Annotated in this window: 15 protein-coding genes; all 15 read left to right on the top strand. The window is 40.7% G+C overall.

The window, feature by feature from the left end:
* Window positions 1-56: 56 nt before the first annotated feature.
* A complete protein-coding gene (locus tag Q1B03_RS10110) occupies window positions 57-4,376 on the top strand; it encodes a PolC-type DNA polymerase III (RefSeq protein WP_299740919.1) in 4,320 nt (1,439 codons plus the stop codon).
* 186 nt (window positions 4,377-4,562) lie between these two features.
* Window positions 4,563-5,033, top strand: a complete 471-nt coding sequence (gene rimP / locus Q1B03_RS10115; protein ID WP_113968189.1) for a ribosome maturation factor RimP — start codon at window positions 4,563-4,565, stop codon at window positions 5,031-5,033.
* A gap of 35 nt (window positions 5,034-5,068) precedes the next feature.
* Complete coding sequence (nusA, locus tag Q1B03_RS10120) at window positions 5,069-6,202, top strand: transcription termination factor NusA (RefSeq protein WP_299740924.1); 1,134 nt, start codon at window positions 5,069-5,071, stop codon at window positions 6,200-6,202.
* A 12-nt stretch (window positions 6,203-6,214) separates the two neighbouring features.
* Entirely contained in the window at window positions 6,215-6,484 is a 270-nt protein-coding gene (locus Q1B03_RS10125) for an RNase P modulator RnpM (RefSeq protein ID WP_299740927.1), read from the top strand.
* A gap of 10 nt (window positions 6,485-6,494) precedes the next feature.
* Window positions 6,495-6,812, top strand: a complete 318-nt coding sequence (locus Q1B03_RS10130; protein WP_299740929.1) for a YlxQ family RNA-binding protein — start codon at window positions 6,495-6,497, stop codon at window positions 6,810-6,812.
* Window positions 6,813-6,816: 4 nt separating this feature from the next.
* The gene (infB, locus tag Q1B03_RS10135; protein WP_299740931.1) at window positions 6,817-8,988 is read left to right on the top strand and encodes a translation initiation factor IF-2; all 2,172 of its coding nucleotides are present in this window, start codon (window positions 6,817-6,819) and stop codon (window positions 8,986-8,988) included.
* Entirely contained in the window at window positions 8,985-9,263 is a 279-nt protein-coding gene (locus Q1B03_RS10140; RefSeq protein WP_299740933.1) for a DUF503 domain-containing protein, read from the top strand. Before infB ends, Q1B03_RS10140 begins: the two co-directional genes overlap by 4 nt.
* A 55-nt stretch (window positions 9,264-9,318) precedes the next feature.
* Window positions 9,319-9,687: a 30S ribosome-binding factor RbfA gene (gene rbfA, locus Q1B03_RS10145; RefSeq protein ID WP_044337361.1), complete on the top strand. Its 369-nt coding sequence runs from the start codon at window positions 9,319-9,321 to the stop codon at window positions 9,685-9,687.
* A 99-nt stretch (window positions 9,688-9,786) separates the two neighbouring features.
* Window positions 9,787-10,695, top strand: coding sequence for a tRNA pseudouridine(55) synthase TruB (truB, locus tag Q1B03_RS10150; protein ID WP_299740936.1), 909 nt, complete (start codon window positions 9,787-9,789; stop codon window positions 10,693-10,695).
* Window positions 10,696-10,713: 18 nt separating this feature from the next.
* Window positions 10,714-11,658: a bifunctional riboflavin kinase/FAD synthetase gene (gene ribF / locus Q1B03_RS10155; RefSeq protein WP_299740938.1), complete on the top strand. Its 945-nt coding sequence runs from the start codon at window positions 10,714-10,716 to the stop codon at window positions 11,656-11,658.
* 135 nt (window positions 11,659-11,793) lie between these two features.
* Window positions 11,794-12,063 (top strand): 30S ribosomal protein S15, encoded by a 270-nt coding sequence (gene rpsO / locus Q1B03_RS10160; protein ID WP_034760125.1) that lies wholly within the window; start codon window positions 11,794-11,796, stop codon window positions 12,061-12,063.
* Window positions 12,064-12,402: 339 nt separating this feature from the next.
* A complete protein-coding gene (pnp, locus tag Q1B03_RS10165) occupies window positions 12,403-14,526 on the top strand; it encodes a polyribonucleotide nucleotidyltransferase (protein WP_299740943.1) in 2,124 nt (707 codons plus the stop codon).
* Window positions 14,527-14,788: 262 nt separating this feature from the next.
* Window positions 14,789-15,778, top strand: a complete 990-nt coding sequence (locus Q1B03_RS10170; RefSeq protein ID WP_299740945.1) for a polysaccharide deacetylase family protein — start codon at window positions 14,789-14,791, stop codon at window positions 15,776-15,778.
* A 45-nt stretch (window positions 15,779-15,823) separates the two neighbouring features.
* Window positions 15,824-17,065 carry a pitrilysin family protein gene (locus tag Q1B03_RS10175; protein WP_299740947.1) on the top strand — a complete coding sequence of 414 codons (1,242 nt, stop codon included), beginning with the start codon at window positions 15,824-15,826 and terminating at the stop codon, window positions 17,063-17,065.
* Window positions 17,066-17,201: 136 nt separating this feature from the next.
* Window positions 17,202-17,435, top strand: a complete 234-nt coding sequence (locus tag Q1B03_RS10180) for a YlmC/YmxH family sporulation protein (protein WP_299740949.1) — start codon at window positions 17,202-17,204, stop codon at window positions 17,433-17,435.
* Window positions 17,436-17,663 lie beyond the last annotated feature (228 nt).

Here is a 17,663-nt window from a genome sequence, read left to right on the forward strand (position 1 = left end):
GCTGTCAGCCCTTTTTCTACTGTAAATAACACGATTAGAAATGGGGGAAAAGAATCATGGAAGAAAAGCCCCTGGGCAAAAGAGAAAGGTTCCAACTGTTGCTAAAGCAATTAGGGTTAACAGAGGATGCCTTTGTAAAGTACTTTCAAAACGCTGAAATTGAAAAACTAGCGGTGTTTCGCAAGGAGAAGAAGTGGCATTTTTACTTTACTTTTGAGGAGATCATTCCGTGTAACGTGTGGAGTAAATTCTCAATTTCACTGCAAACATCCTTTAAACATATTGCAAACGTGGGATTTACCATTAAAGTGTTGAATACCCAAATCACAGAACAGCATATTTTAGATTATTGGCAGGACTGTGTGAAAGAAATCCAAGGGATATCACCGCCATTATTAAAATTATTAAATACTCAAAAGCCAAAAATCAATGGAAACAAAATCATTGTTCAGGCATCCAATGATACAGAAGCAACTCAGTTAAAGAGAAAATATGGTGACATGATCACCTCTACCTTCGAGAACTTCGGCTTCCCTAAACTGGTTCTGGATGCAGAAGTTAGTCAGGTCGAGGAACAGAGCAATGAGTATGAGAAATTTTTAGAAGAAAAGCTTAAAGAAGATCAAGAAAGAGCGAAACAGGCTCTTATTGAAATGGAAAAGGCTGAAAAAGAGGAAGCAAGTGATGCACCTAGTGGTCCATTCATGCTTGGTCTTACAATTAAAGATGATGCTGACTTCCGGAAGATTGAAGAAATTTACGATGAGGAACGAAGAATCGCTATCGAAGGATATGTCTTTGATTGTGAAACACGTGAATTACGAAGCGGTCGTACATTACTAACGTTTAAAGTAACGGATTACTCCAGTTCGATCCTGGTCAAAATGTTCTCGAGGGATAAAGAGGACGCTGCAATTATGAACATTATGAAAAAAGGTATGTGGGTTCGATGCCGTGGAAGTATTCAAAATGATACGTTCGTGCGTGACCTTGTGATGATTGCCAATGATGTAAACGAAATCAAACCTGTTCTGAGACTTGATACAGCCCCTGCCGATGAGAAAAGGGTAGAGCTTCACATGCACACACCCATGAGTCAGATGGATGCTGTATCTTCCGTATCAAGTTTAGTGTCTCAAGCAAAAAAATGGGGTCATAAAGCGGTTGCCATCACAGATCATGCCGTTGCACAATCGTTCCCTGAGGCGTATAGCGCAAGCAAGAAGAACGATATTAAACTGCTATATGGAGTAGAGGCTAATCTTGTAGATGATGGAGTACCAATTGCCTATAACGACCGGGATCTTCCTTTAGAAGATAGTACATTTATTGTCTTTGACGTTGAGACGACTGGACTTTCGGCAGTTTACGATACCGTCATTGAACTTGCCGCGGTGAAAATCAAGAATGGTGAGGTCATTGATAAATTTGAATCGTTTGCCAACCCTCATCATCCATTATCCGCTACTACCATTGAATTAACGGGGATCACAGATGATATGGTGCAAACGGCACCTGAAATAAACGATGTTCTTCACGACTATCATAAATGGGTAGGAGAAGATATATTAGTTGCTCATAATGCTTCCTTTGATATGGGGTTCTTGAATGCAGGGTATCAGAAAGCAGGACTCCCTAAAGCGACTAACCCTGTCATCGATACGCTGGAGCTTGCCAGACTATTGTATCCTCAATTCAAAAACCATCGTTTAAATACGTTAGCCAAGAAATTTGATATTGAACTGACCCAGCATCACCGAGCCATATATGATGCGGAAACAACTGGATACCTGTTATTGAAAATGCTGAAAGATGCCGTCGAAAAAGGAATCACCAATCATAATCAATTCAATGATTATATGGGGAAAGGCGATGCGTACAAGCGGTCAAGACCATATCACTGTACACTGATTGCTCAAACGGAAGAAGGTTTAAAGAACCTTTATAAACTAGTATCCATATCTCACATGAATTATTTTTTCCGTGTCCCGCGCATTCCCCGATCTCAGCTTCAAAAATATCGCACGGGAATTCTTGTTGGTTCAGGCTGTGATAAGGGCGAAGTGTTCGAAGGGATGATGCAAAAAGGGAAAGAAGAAGTTGAGGAAACGGCTCAATTCTATGATTACCTGGAAGTTCATCCAAAAGAAGTATATCAGCATTTAATAGAGTTGGATTTGGTGCAAAGTCAGAAGAACCTAGAAGATATCATAAAAAACATTGTGGATCTTGGTAAGAAATTGAATAAGCCTGTAGTGGCTACCGGTAACGTACATTACTTAAATGAGAACGACAAGATTTACCGGAAGATTCTCGTCGGTTCTCAAGGCGGTGCGAATCCGTTAAACCGACATGAACTTCCTGATGTTCATTTTAGAACAACGAATGAGATGCTGGATGCATTCTCTTTCTTAGGGAAAGAAAAAGCGAAAGAAATTGTTGTGGATAACTCCAATAAAATAGCCGATCTCGTAGACGTAATTAAACCAATCAGAGATGATCTTTATACGCCTAAAATTGAAGGGGCAGATGAAGAAATGCGGCGCATGAGTTATTCCATGGCAAAAAACATTTACGGAGAAGAGCTTCCTGAAATTGTAGAAGCGAGGCTGGAAAAGGAATTAAAGAGTATTATAGGGCATGGATTCGCAGTCATCTATTTAATTTCACATAAGCTCGTGAAAAAGTCATTGGATGATGGGTACCTTGTAGGATCCCGTGGATCAGTAGGATCTTCTTTTGTAGCCACGATGACAGAAATAACGGAAGTAAATCCTTTACCTCCCCACTATGTATGTCCATCTTGCAAGAAATCTGAGTTCTTTGATGATGGATCGGTAGGGTCCGGGTTTGATTTGCCTAATAAAGATTGTCCTGAATGTGGAATTCCTTATAAAAAGGATGGTCATGATATTCCCTTTGAAACATTCCTTGGATTTAAAGGAGACAAAGTCCCTGATATCGATTTGAACTTTTCAGGTGAATATCAGCCTAATGCTCATAACTATACGAAGGTTTTGTTCGGTGAAGACAATGTTTATCGAGCGGGTACAATCGGTACAGTGGCAGAAAAGACCGCCTACGGGTATGTAAAAGGGTACGCGAATGACCATCAGCTGCAAATCCGCGGAGCGGAAATCGATCGATTGGTAAGCGGGTGTACCGGAGTAAAAAGGACAACTGGTCAGCATCCTGGAGGTATCATTGTAGTCCCTGACTATATGGATATCTACGATTTCTCCCCTATCCAATTTCCTGCTGACGATTCAAGCTCGGAATGGAAAACAACACATTTTGATTTCCATTCTATTCATGATAATCTCTTAAAGCTTGATATCCTGGGGCACGATGATCCAACCGTGATTCGCATGCTTCAAGATTTATCTGGTGTAGACCCTAAAACCATTCCAACAGATGATCCTGAAGTAATGAAAATCTTCAGTGGGACGGAATCGCTCGGAGTGACAGAAGAACAAATCATGTGTAAGACCGGGACGCTCGGAATCCCGGAATTTGGTACACGATTTGTTCGTCAAATGCTTGAGGATACGAAACCGACTACATTTTCTGAGCTTGTTCAAATATCAGGTCTTTCGCATGGTACTGATGTATGGCTTGGCAATGCGCAAGAGCTTATCCATAATAATATTTGTAATCTGAGCGAAGTAATCGGTTGTCGTGATGATATTATGGTCTATCTCATCTATCAAGGACTCGAGCCTTCACTTGCCTTTAAAATCATGGAATTTGTACGTAAAGGGAAGGGACTCCAGGATGAATGGGTAGAAGAGATGAAGAAGAATGGGGTACCGGACTGGTATATTGATTCTTGTTTGAAGATCAAATATATGTTCCCTAAAGCACATGCAGCTGCCTATGTATTAATGGCTGTTCGTATTGCTTACTTTAAAGTGCATCATGCTCTCTTGTACTATGCTGCTTACTTCACCGTTCGTGCAGAGGATTTCGATATTGAAGCCATGGTGAGGGGATCACAAGCCGTCAGAGCTAAGATAGAAGAAATCAACAGCAAAGGCCTGGATGCATCTCCGAAAGAAAAGAACACGTTAACAGTATTGGAGTTGGCCCTTGAAATGTGTGAACGGGGATACAAATTCCAAAAGGTAGATCTGTATCGTTCACAAGCGGCTGAATTTGTTATAGATGGAGATTCATTGATCCCGCCGTTCAACTCGATTCCCGGGCTCGGGACGAATGCGGCCATCAATATTGTGAATGCAAGACAAGATGGCGAGTTTCTCTCTAAAGAGGATCTTCAACAAAGAGGTCGCGTCTCCAAGACAATTATCGAGTACCTGGATAATCACGGCTGCTTGGAAGCCTTGCCGGATAAGAACCAACTATCTCTATTCTAAGCTGATACCATGGGAATTGTTTGCATAAAAATGTTGATTATGGTATATTTTTATTGGAAATACTAAAGATAGCTCTAAAGGTAGAAGAGTGGGGTCGCACCCCACTCTTTCGTTATTACATGGAGATTTTTTGAACTATCATTTCTAGTCTTGGTGCAAGATTTTCATATAGACCAGGAGGTAAGTATGAGCAAAATAACAACACTTGTAGAAGAACTTGTTACACCAATCTTAGACGACATGTCTTTAGAACTCATTGACATGGAATATGTGAAAGAAGGTTCCAATTGGTTTCTTCGCGTATTTATTGACAAGGATTCAGGTGTGGACATTGAAGAATGCGGAATAGTAAGTGAAAGACTTAGTGAAAAGTTGGATGAAATTGACCCAATTCCTCATAATTACTTTTTAGAAGTTTCTTCACCGGGCGCTGAACGTCCTTTAAAGAAAGAAAAGGACTTTGAGAAGGCCATCGGCAAAAACGTTTATGTGAAAACATATGAGCCGTTGAACGGTGAAAAGGCCTTCGAAGGCACACTTCTTTCCTATACTTCAGACCAATTAGCATTGGAAGTAACCATTAAGACTCGAAAAAAGAAGGTTGAAATTCCAACAGATAAGATAGCTATCGCACGATTAGCTGTTACATTTTCATAGGAACTAACCGCACTATAAAGGGGGATGAAACCACCATGAGCACTCAGTTATTAGATGCTCTTACTGTTTTAGAGAAAGAGAAAGGCATTGCAAGAGATGTCATCATTGAAGCAATTGAAGCTGCACTTGTGTCGGCTTATAAACGAAATTTTAACCAAGCACAAAATGTCCGTGTAGACCTTAACCTTGAAACGGGTACGATGAGAGTCTTCGCTCGTAAAGAAGTTGTAGACGAAGTATTTGATTCCCGCCTTGAGATTTCTGTCGAGGACGCCGGGGAAATCAACCCTAGCTATGAGGTTGGAGACGTTGTTGAGTTGGAGGTTACACCAAAGGACTTTGGCCGAATCGCTGCCCAAACGGCTAAACAGGTTGTGACTCAACGAGTAAGAGAAGCTGAAAGAGGAATTATCTATTCCGAATTCGTGGATCGCGAAGAAGATATCATGACAGGTATCGTTCAACGTCAGGACAATCGCTTTATCTATGTGGCATTAGGTAAGATTGAGGCACTTTTACCTGTGAGTGAGCAGATGCCCAATGAAACTTATAAACCTCATGATCGCATTAAAGTGTTTATCACAAAGGTTGAGAAGACGACAAAAGGTCCTCAAATCTTTGTTTCAAGAACACACCCCGGATTACTGAAACGTTTATTTGAAATCGAAGTTCCTGAAATCTTTGATGGAACGGTAGAAATCAAATCTGTTGCACGTGAAGCCGGTGACCGATCTAAAATCTCTGTTCATGCAGAAAATTCAGAGGTAGACCCCGTTGGTGCTTGTGTAGGAACCAAGGGTGCGCGTGTGCAAGCAATTGTAAACGAATTAAAAGGTGAAAAAATTGACATCGTTCAATGGTCAGAAGATCCTGTAACATTCGTAGCCAATGCACTGAGTCCATCTAAAGTGCTGGATGTACAGGTAAATGAAGAAGATAAAGCAACAAGGGTAGTTGTTCCGGATTATCAACTTTCACTTGCAATCGGTAAACGTGGTCAAAACGCTCGCCTTGCAGCGAAATTGACAAACTGGAAGATTGATATCAAGAGTGAAACAGATGCACGTGAACTGGGATTATATCCTCGTGAAGATGCCTTCCTGCCTCAGGATGAAGAGGAAGAGTATGATAACGAACCTTTAAATATTGATTTCGAAAATCAAGATTAAGAGGTGACCAAGATGGGTGTAAATAAGAAGGTACCATTGCGTAAATGTGTAGCAACGGGTGAAATGAAACCTAAGAAAGAAATGATCCGGATTGTCCGCTCGAAAGAAGGGGAGGTTTCCATCGATCCTACCGGTAAGAAATCAGGACGGGGAGCTTATCTTTCAAAGGATAAAGACGTCATTTTACAAGCTAAAAAGAAAAATACTTTAGCCAATCAATTACAAGCGAAAATAGATGAATCTCTTTACGATGAATTGATTAGCCTTGTGGAGAAGGAGTAACGTTTAGCGTATGAACCAAAATCGTTGGATGTCACTTTTAGGATTGGCGAATCGGGCACGTAAGATTATTTCAGGTGAAGAGCTTGTTATTAAAGAAGTTCGTAATGGACGAGCAAAACTTGTCATTCTTTCCAAAGATGCTTCTGCTAATACGTACAAGAAAATCACGGACAAATGTAATTCCTACAATGTCCCGGTTAGTTTGGTGGATAGCAGAAATGATTTAGGTCAGGCCATTGGAAAAGAAGCCAGGGTAGTGGTGGCTATAATGGATGCAGGCTTTGCCGGGAAATTATCCGAACTGCTCGATGAATCTCAGTGGGGGTGAACATATGAGCAAGACGCGTGTTTATGAATATGCAAAAAAATACAATGTTTCAAGCAAAGATGTTATCGGGAAATTAAAGCAACTGAATATTGAGGTATCAAACCATATGGCAACTATAGAAGACGACGCAGTAACAAAATTAGACGCGATGTACAAAGGGAATTCCGGCAGTCAAGGGAATAAACCTGGCCAAAAGGATTCAAAGGCAAGTGCATCAAAGTCAGAAGAAGCTCCTAACAAGGAAAAAGTAAAATCAGCACCGAAAAGTCGTGAAGGAAAAAAACACGAACAACAGCACCAGTCAAAGGAGAAGAAGGTCTTCAATAATAACAACAACAAAAACAAAAATAACAAACAAAATAAGCAAAATAAAAATTTCAAACAGGCTCCACAGCAACAGCAGCCTGCCAAGAAAAAGGAACTACCTTCAAAAATCACTTTCTCTGAGTCATTAACGGTTTCAGAGCTTGCGAAAAAGCTTCACAAAGAGCCATCTGAAATCATTAAAAAACTATTCATGCTTGGTGTAATGGCAACAATCAACCAAGAGTTGGATAAAGACTCGATTGAGCTGATTGCAGGAGAATATGGAGTGGAAGTAGAGGAAGAGATCAAAGTAGATGCTACTGATCTTGAAGTATACTTCACTGAAGATACACAAGAGCAAGTAGAAGAGCGTCCTTCAGTTGTGACAATCATGGGTCACGTTGACCATGGTAAAACGACGCTGCTTGATTCTATCCGTAACACGAAAGTAACGGCAGGAGAAGCTGGAGGGATCACTCAGCATATCGGTGCTTATCAAGTAGAAGTAGATGGAAAGAAAATCACATTCCTTGATACTCCTGGACATGCTGCCTTCACAACAATGCGTGCCCGCGGTGCTCAAGTAACGGATATTGCGATCATCGTTGTAGCTGCTGATGATGGTGTCATGCCTCAAACAGTTGAAGCAATCAACCATGCGAAAGCTGCTGAAGTTCCGATTATCATTGCCGTTAATAAAATGGATAAGGAAGCTGCAAATCCAGATCGTGTAATGCAAGAACTGACTGAATACGAATTGGTTCCTGAAGCGTGGGGTGGGGACACAATCTTCGTTCCGCTATCTGCATTATCTGGTGAAGGTATCGATAATTTACTTGAAATGATCGTCCTTGTAAGTGAAGTGGAAGAGCTTCAAGCGAATCCAAATCGTCTTGCACAAGGTACAGTGATTGAGGCACAATTAGACAAAGGCCGAGGATCTGTAGCGACTTTACTTGTTCAAAACGGTACTTTAAAAGTTGGAGATCCAATCGTTGTAGGAAACACGTTCGGTCGTGTGCGTGCAATGGTCAATGATCTTGGTCGCCGTGTGAAAGAAGCAGGTCCATCTGCCCCTGTTGAAATCACAGGTTTAAATGATGTTCCTCAAGCAGGAGATCGATTCGTTGTATTTGAAGACGAGAAGACGGCTCGTTCTGTTGGTGAAGCTCGTGCATCTCAAGCTCTGCAAGCACAGCGTGGAGAGAAGTCTAAAGTAAGTCTTGAAAACCTGTTTGAACAAATGAAACAAGGTGAAATGAAGGACCTGAACCTTGTTCTTAAAGCAGACGTTCAAGGTTCAGTAGAAGCTCTTGCAGCTTCATTGCTGAAAATTGAAGTTGAAGGTGTAAATATTCGTATCATCCATACTGGTGTGGGAGCGATTAACGAATCAGATATTACACTGGCAGCAGCGTCCAACGCCATTGTTATAGGTTTTAATGTTCGTCCTGATGTAAATGCGAAACGTACGGCTGATACCGAGGGAGTAGAAATTCGATTACACCGTATTATCTATAAGGTAATGGAGGAAATTGAAGCTGCTATGCAAGGGATGCTGGACCCTGAATTCGAAGAAAAAATCATTGGTCAAGCAGAAGTTCGTCAAACATTTAAAGTGTCTAAAGTTGGTACGATTGCGGGAAGCTATGTAACAGAAGGTAAAATTTCTCGCGACAGCGGCGTTCGTCTGATTCGTGATGGAATTGTTATCTTTGAAGGTGAACTCGATGCCCTTAAACGCTTTAAGGATGATGCGAAAGACGTAGCCAAAGGCTACGAATGTGGTATTACGATTAAGAACTTTAATGATGTGAAAGAAGGCGACGTTATCGAAGCCTTCATCATGGAGGAAATTACACGTAAATGATCACGTATGTTGAATGTGAGTGTATGATTTATGATTCTCACTCTTTAAAAGAAAAGCGGGCGGTCCTGCAGAGGGTCTTGTCACGCCTCAAACAAAAATTTAATGTATCTGTCTCTGAAATCGGCCATCAGGATGTATGGCAACGAACCAGGATTGCCATGGTCACCGTCGCTTCTTCTAAAGGAGCCAGTGAAAGAGAAATTGAGCATGCATTGAAATTCATTGATTCTTTTCCAGAGTGGGAGAGACTGGAGACCCAAATCGAGTCGTTATAGAGAGTTGCTTATGTTCCAACATATAACTATTAACGATATATAAGAGGTGATATTGATGAGCCATCGTGCGAATCGTGTTGGCGAGCAAATGAAGAAAGAGCTCAGCGATATTATCGGACGAAAAATAAAGGATCCACGCATTGGCTTTGTAACGGTTACAGATGTGCAGGTAACTGGAGATTTACAACAGGCAAAAGTGTATATTACCGTTCTGGGTGGAGAAGACCAAAGAGAAAACACGCTTAAAGGTCTGGCGAAGGCAAAAGGGTTCATCCGTTCTGAAGTAGGACAGCGAATCCGTCTCCGCAAAACACCTGAAATTATTTTTGAGTTTGATGAATCGATTGATTATGGTAATCATATTGAATCTTTATTAAGAAAAGTTCAAGATGAACCAGAAGAGTCTAAAGATACAGAAGAGTAACTAGAAAGGGCTGATCCGGACGGAAGTACAATTCCAATGGATCGGTCCTTTTGTTTTCTATTTGTGAAATACAGAATGTATATCAGTGGAGGTAGTAAGATGAATGGAATCCTGCCCTTATGGAAGCCTCGCGGCATGACGTCCCATGATTGTGTATTTAAATTAAGAAAGCTCCTTAGAACGAAAAAGGTTGGCCATACAGGTACCCTTGATCCAGAGGTTTCTGGCGTACTGCCTATTTGTATTGGAAGGGCAACGAAGATAGCTGAATACATTACAGCATCAGGAAAAACCTATGAAGGGGAAGTCACTCTCGGTTTTTCGACTACTACGGAAGATGCCTGGGGTGAGCTCGTGGAAGAAAAGAAGGTGGACCGCACGATTACTAGAGCAGAGGTTGAGGAGATACTCCGAAATTTAACAGGCGACATTGTTCAAACGCCTCCAATGTTTTCGGCGGTAAAGGTAAATGGCAAACGGTTATATGAATATGCAAGGCTTGGGATAGAAGTAGACAGACCATCAAGAACTGTTCATATCCATAATCTTCAATTACTGGAGAATTGGAATGAATTAGACAGTGATGATCCATCTTTTACTTTTGAAGTAGTTTGTGGCAAAGGGACCTATGTGAGAACCCTTGCAGTTGAAATTGGAAAAAGACTTGGATATCCAGCTCATATGTCCGCCCTTACCCGTACGCAATCAGCTAGTTTTAGAAAAGAGGACTGTTATACCTTAGAAGATGTAAAAGAGTTTGTTGAAAATGAAAACCCAAAGGGACTTCTTCTCCCGTTGGAAATGGGACTTTCTCATTTGCCGAAAATGGCAATTAGTGATACATTAGCAGAGAAAGTGAAGAACGGAGCACGCTTAGAAGAGCCTGAGGATTGGCCAGAAAGCAAAGAGGTAGTGATGGAGTACCATGGCAAGGTCATTGCCATCTATCAGCGTCATCCGGACAAACCTGGGATTATCAAGCCTGTTAAGGTGCTTTTCAACGACTAGTGAAAAAGGTGAAATACTGTGAAAGTAATAACTGTACATCATCCCCATTCAATTAGTAAGAATGATTTTCCTCCCCTTGTAATGGCTCTTGGATACTTCGATGGAGTACATAGAGGACATCAAAGGGTCATCACGACAGCAGTAAAAAAAGCGAAGGAACTCAATGTGAGTAGTGCGGTCATGACATTTGATCCCCATCCTTCAGTTGTACTGGGTCATAAACACAAACATATTCACTACATAACTCCTCTGGAAGATAAGAAAGAAATCATAGAGGAGCTGGGAGTAGATTATTTATTTATTGTTCGTTTTACATCAGAATTTGCAAGTCTGATTCCCCAGGACTTTGTTGATCAATATATTATTGGACTCAATGCACTGCATGTAGTAGCAGGATTCGATTACTCATATGGAAGGTTGGGAAAAGGGACGATGGAAACTCTTCCATTCCACTCCAGGGATATGTTTACATCCACTACAATTTCGAAATTGACAGACGATGATTTGAAAGTAAGTTCAACCTTAATAAGAGGAAGCCTCAAAGATGGGGACGTAAAGAAGGTTCATCAACTCCTGGGGAGACCGTTTAAAATGAAAGGGACAGTCATACACGGAGATAAGAGAGGCAGAAAAATAGGCTTTCCTACTGCCAATATTGAATTAGCCGACGACTATCTGACTCCTAAAGTGGGAGTGTATGCTGTTAAAATGAAAATTCATGATAAATGGTTTGATGGTGTATGTAATATTGGATACAAGCCCACTTTTAAAAATCCTGATGAATACTCTCTATCAATTGAAGTTCATATTTTTGATTTTCATGCTTCAATATATGGCGAAGAAGTGTATATCGAATGGTATGAAAGAATTAGAGATGAACAGAAATTTTCCGGGATAGAGGAATTAATCTCCCAAATTCAAAAAGATAAAGACAAAGCGATTCACTACTTTTCGGAAATTTGAGGATTATACTTGATTTTTGTTGAAAATAGTAGTATTCTAAATAGCGTATGAAATGAACCTTTGCTTGGCATCACGATTCACCAACGGCTGCTCAGTAACAGGGGATTTGAAAGAAATTATTAGGAGGTGAAAAGGATGGCTATCACTAAAGAGCGTAAAAACGAACTTATCAGTGAATACAAAGTACATGAGAACGATACTGGATCTCCAGAAGTTCAAATTGCTGTCCTAACTGAAGAAATTAACAACCTGAACGATCACTTACGCGTTCACAAGAAAGACCACCACTCTCGTCGCGGTCTTCTAAAAATGGTAGGTCACCGTCGTAATCTTCTATCTTACCTACGTAAGAAAGATGTACAACGCTACCGTGAGTTAATTAACAAATTAGGTTTACGTCGATAAACAGACAAAGGAAGCGGGATTATTTCCCGCTTTTTCTTTAGCTTTCATAAGTGGAAATCTTTGTATGATTCGCCACTTCTTTTTAAACATTTTCTTCATTTTAAGTATTCAATTTTATCGTTTTTGTCTAAAATACATAATATGTACATAAATGTTGAGGCCAGGCCTACTTGCGAAGATTAAGGATCTGCCGAACGTCCTATATTTACATAGTCACTTATGTGATTCATTCAAACGAATATAACAGCGCAAATGTGCATGATATAGATTATTTAAGTTTTATCCGGGTTGGGTACAGACCGAACCCTTTAGTGATATATAAAGAGAGGGGTACACTTTATGGAACAAACTAAACAAACCTTTTCCATTGAATGGGCCGGAAGAGAATTAACGGTCGAAGTTGGTCAATTTGCCAAACAAGCGAATGGAGCGGTAATGGTACGCTATGGAGATACTGCGGTACTGAGCAGTGCCACAGCTTCTAAAGAACCAAAACCTTTGGATTTCTTTCCGTTAACTGTAAATTATGAAGAAAGATTATATGCGGTGGGTAAAATTCCCGGAGGATTTATTAAACGTGAAGGACGACCTAGTGAGAAAGCGATCCTTGCGAGCCGTTTGATCGACCGTCCTATTCGTCCACTGTTCGCTGATGGATTCCGTAATGAAGTACAAGTAATCAGTATAGTGATGAGTGTAGACCAAAACTGTTCATCTGAAATGGCAGCTATGTTTGGATCTTCACTAGCACTATCTGTTTCTGATATCCCGTTTGAGGGCCCAATTGCTGGGGTCATTGTTGGTTTGATTGATGGAGAATTCATCATTAACCCTTCAGTAGAGCAACTTGAAAAGAGCGAAATCCATTTATCTGTAGCTGGTACTAAAGATGCTATCAACATGGTTGAAGCAGGTGCAGACGAAGTACCGGAAGAGACAATGCTTGAGGCAATCATGTTTGGTCATGAAGAAATTAAGCGTTTAGTTGCTTTCCAAGAGGAAATCGTCGCTAAAGTCGGTAAAGAAAAATCAGAAATTCAACTTGTGGAATTGGATCAAGACATCGAAGCAGAGGTTCGTTCATTATGTGAAAGTGAACTGATTCCAGCGATTCAAGTTCAAGAAAAACATGCTCGTGAAGAAGCAATTAAAGCAGTAAAGAATAAAGTGATGGCTGTATATGAAGAAGAGAAGGAAGCCGATGAAGCTACCCTGAAGCAAGTGAAGAAAGTGTTAGACAAGCTTGTGAAAAATGAAGTCCGTCGCTTGATTACTGAAGATAAAGTCCGTCCTGATGGCCGTAAAGTTGACGAAATCCGTCCACTTTCTTCAGAGGTTGGATTACTGCCTAGAACACATGGTTCGGGACTATTCACACGTGGACAAACTCAAGCACTAAGCATTTGTACATTAGGGGCTCTGGGAGATGTTCAGGTTCTTGATGGTTTAGGAATTGAAGAATCAAAACGATTCATGCATCATTATAATTTCCCTCAATTCAGTGTAGGGGAAACAGGACCAATCAGAGGACCGGGCCGTCGTGAAATTGGACATGGAGCACTGGGAGAAAAAGCTCTGGATCCAATTATTCCAAACGAAAAAGACTTCCCTTATACAATCCGTCTTGTATCGGAAGTACTTGAATCAAACGGTTCAACTTCTCAAGCAAGCATTTGTGCAAGTACCCTCGCGATGATGGATGCCGGTGTTCCTATTAAAGCACCTGTAGCCGGGATTGCAATGGGTCTGATCAAGTCTGGTGAAAACTACTCCATCTTAACGGACATTCAAGGAATGGAAGATCACCTTGGTGACATGGACTTTAAAGTAGCAGGGACTTCTAAGGGTGTAACCGCTCTTCAAATGGATATCAAAATTGATGGGTTATCTCGAGAGATTCTTGAAGAAGCACTTCAACAAGCCAAAAAAGGAAGAATGCAGATTCTTGATAGCATGCTAGCAACAATCGGTGAAGCAAGAACGAGCCTTTCTCAATACGCTCCGAAAATCTTAACCATGCATATTAATCCTGATAAGATCCGTGATGTTATTGGACCAAGTGGTAAACAAATCAATAAAATCATCGACGAAACAGGCGTTAAGATTGATATTGAGCAGGACGGCACAATCTTTATCTCATCTACTGATGAAGAGATGAACAAAGTGGCCAAGAAAACAATCGAAGATATCGTAAGAGAAGTTGAAGCTGGACAAATGTACCTTGGTAAAGTAAAACGAATTGAAAAATTCGGTGCATTTGTAGAAATCTTCAGTGGTAAAGATGGACTTGTCCACATTTCTGAACTTGCAGAAGAGCGTATTCGCAAAGTTGAAGATGTGGTAGCGATCGGCGATGAGATCCTTGTTAAGGTTCTGGATATCGATAACCAGGGAAGAGTCAACTTGTCAAGAAAAGCCGTTCTTAAAGAGCAGCGCGAAAAGGAAGAACAAAACCAGGCATAATCTTTTAAGATTGGCAGGCTGTCCTGTAAGGAGCAAACTCTCCTCCGGGATGGCTTTTTTTATCTTTGGTTGGCTGGAGGATTATCATCCAGCTCCGGGGCTTAGAGGCTCGAGGTCATAAGTCAAAGATATCAAAAAGGCAAAAAACGCCTTTCCGATATCTTCGCCTTATGCTTGTCGCCTCTCGAGCAAAGCCCCTCCGCTTTTGTTCTACCTTTTCCCTTCCTAACATATGTTTTTAGGAGAAGGAAGGTGGACAGGTATGGAAAAAAGATACTTGATTGGAATTAGTCTCATTGCTATTCTGACTTTAGTAGTTGTTGAAAATCCGTTAACAGATCAGTATGTGACAGGACTAAAACAAGAATCACTAGAAGTAAATGGAATTAGCGAACCCAATGATCTAACTCGCAAAATAAAAGAAGAAGCAAAATTGAGAGAAATCCCAGCTCAAGATGCTGTAATAGATACAGTTTGGAAAGCTACACCAGGCTATAACGGTTTAAAAGTGGATGTAGAAGCGTCCCTTCAAAACATGAAAAAAGAGAAATCATTTGATGAAGATAAACTGATCTACAAACAGATCCCTCCTGAAAAGCATTTACCGGATTTGCCCGCATCTCCTGTATACAGAGGGAATCCAGATAAACCCATGGTTTCCTTTATCATAAATGTAGCATGGGGAAATGAATATATTCCAGATATGCTTGCAACTTTGAAAAAGCATCAAGTGTATGCTACCTTCTTTTTAGAGGGGAGATGGGTTAAAAATAACCCGGACTTAGCAAAGATGATTGTTGATGCGGGACATGAAGTAGGTAATCATTCATATTCTCACCCGGATATGAAAACGTTGGAGTCAGCCAAAGTAAGGGAAGAATTGAAAAAGACGAATGAGATTATTGAGGTCACTACTGGTGAAAAAGTGAAGTGGTTTGCACCGCCTAGCGGAAGCTATCGTGATGAAGTTGTAAATATTGCAGACGAAATGCACATGAGAACAATAATGTGGAGTGTGGATACCATTGACTGGCAAAAACCACAGCCTCATGTGTTAGTGGAACGTGTGATGGGTAAGATGCATAAGGGAGCAATAGTTCTCATGCACCCTACAGCTTCTACAGCCAATTCATTAAATTCGTTAATCCTTCTAGTAAAAGAAAAAGATTTGAGACTGGGTACGATTTCAAGTCTGGTTAAAGAAGAGCGAATCGTAGAAGACGTCGATAATTCATCCCGGGCAAGGAAATAGTAAGGAGAAGCAGTAACTTTGCATCATGAATAGGAGGAAGTTTTTTTGATAAAGAAATATACTTGCCAAAATGGACTACGAATCGTGCTGGAAGAAATTCCGCATGTTCGCTCAGTAGCGATAGGGGTCTGGATCGCAACAGGCTCACGAAATGAAACGGAACAAAATAATGGTATTTCCCATTTTCTGGAGCATATGTTTTTTAAAGGGACTAAAACAAAAACAGCACGTGAAATTGCAGAGTCCTTTGATAGCATTGGCGGACAAGTAAATGCATTTACTTCAAAGGAATACACCTGCTACTATGCAAAGGTTTTGGACAATCATGCAGATTATGCACTACATACACTTTCTGACATGTTCTTTAATTCTACCTATGTAGAAGAGGAATTGAATAAGGAAAAAAATGTAGTGTATGAAGAAATTAAAATGTATGAGGATACGCCGGACGATATCGTTCATGACCTGCTCAGCAAGGCAGTCTATGAAGAGCATCCCCTTGGCTATCCGATTCTGGGAACGGAAGAAACCCTGAACTCATTCAATCAAGCTAAATTAAAGGAATATATGCATGACATGTACACACCAGAGCAAGTAGTGGTCTCTGTGGCAGGAAATGTAGATGAAACTTTTATCAAAGAAGTAGAGAAGCTATTCGGATCTTATGAAGGCGGTAAAGGACCTGAGGACCGTGTTAAGCCTGCCTTTCACAACAATAAGCTTGCCCGTAAAAAAGATACAGAACAAGCTCATTTATGCTTAGGATTTGACGGTCTGCAGATTGGGCATCCAGACATCTATAACCTGATTGTATTAAACAACGTGTTAGGTGGCAGTATGTCATCCCGTCTGTTTCAGGAGGTTCGAGAGCAAAGAGGACTTGCTTACTCCGTATTTTCATATCACTCCGCTTATGAAGATAGTGGAATGGTAACCATCTATGGAGGGACAGGGGCAAATCAGTTAGATCAGTTATTCGATACAATCGACAGTACCCTGCAAGCCTTAAAAGCTGATGGTATAACCTCTAAAGAATTACTTAACAGCAAAGAGCAATTAAAGGGTAACCTTATGCTCAGCTTAGAAAGCACCAATAGCCGCATGAGTCGTAATGGTAAAAATGAGCTGTTACTAAAACGACACCGGACGCTTGATGAGATCGTCGAAGAAATCGACGGAGTTACGATGGATAAAGTGAATCAGTTGGCCCTGGACATCTTTAAAGATGATTATGCAATATCCCTCATCAGTCCCGATGGGAATCTTCCTCAAAATATGAGAAAATAACAGGAGAAAGCAGACTATTTTAGTCTGCTTTTTTTTGAATGATTCATCACATTGGAGGAAATAGCGAAGAAATCCTTCTAAAAATAGTGGACAGTGTATACATTGTAATACAGAGCTTTTTAAGGGGGAAACCTTCATGAGATTAAGCGAGTTAAGCGGAAAAGAAATCGTCGATTATAAAAAAGCAGAACGACTAGGAATTCTTGGGCAAACCGATCTTGAATTTAATGATAAGTCAGGAAATATCAATGCGCTTATCATTCCAACCGGAAAATGGCTGCGGAAGCAAGGCGGGGAAATTCGAGTACCCTGGCATCAAATAAGAACCATCGGAGCTGATATGATCATTCTGGAAGTATCGAATGATTAACGGAAGAAGAAGTTTGATGAAACGGGGCTTCCCCGTTTTTTTTTATTGGACTTTCATTTAAATTATGAACAACCCACACCCTCCCGCAAAATTCCCCCTTCAAAACAATCCTACACCCTAAACATCCTTCCATCGCTTTTGTTCTCACCCATTAGGTATGAGCAACATACACTGTTGAAGTGAAAAGGGATTTAGAATAGCGATTATGTAAAAAGTAGGTGAAATCAG

Source organism: uncultured Rossellomorea sp., assembly GCF_947488365.1.
GTDB lineage: Bacteria > Bacillota > Bacilli > Bacillales > Bacillaceae_B > Rossellomorea.